Below are 312 nucleotides of genomic sequence, written 5' to 3'. Positions count from 1 at the left end.
TGAGAAAAGGGTTAACTCTGATTTTTCAGAGGCGAGCTAATGAGCCCCGGCAAACAACTGATCATGCGGCTGTCAGCGATAGAAGATCCCCGCGTCGTGGGACGAACCTGGCACAGGTTGATCGACATTTTGTCGATTGCGCTGTTCTCGGTGCTCGCCGGCGCACAGGGGTGGGACGAGATGGAGGAATGGGGTATTGCCCATGAAGCGAGGCTTCAGCAATACCTGGAATTGCCGCATGGCATCCCGGGGCACGACACCATCCGACGTGTCTTTGAGGTGCTTGATCCAAAACAACTGGATACCTGCCTG

Annotated in this window: 1 protein-coding gene; it reads left to right on the top strand. The window is 55.4% G+C overall.

Annotated features, from left to right (window positions below; genetic code table 11):
• Nucleotides 1-39 precede the first annotated feature (39 nt).
• On the top strand, nucleotides 40-312 hold a 273-nt coding region (locus PQQ96_RS42295; RefSeq protein ID WP_408303394.1), incomplete at its 3' end, for a transposase family protein.

The sequence above is a fragment of the Paraburkholderia sediminicola genome, from assembly GCF_046027825.1.
GTDB classification, from domain to species: Bacteria; Pseudomonadota; Gammaproteobacteria; order Burkholderiales; family Burkholderiaceae; genus Paraburkholderia; species Paraburkholderia sediminicola_D.
This window is presented reverse-complemented; position numbering and strand designations above follow the sequence as displayed.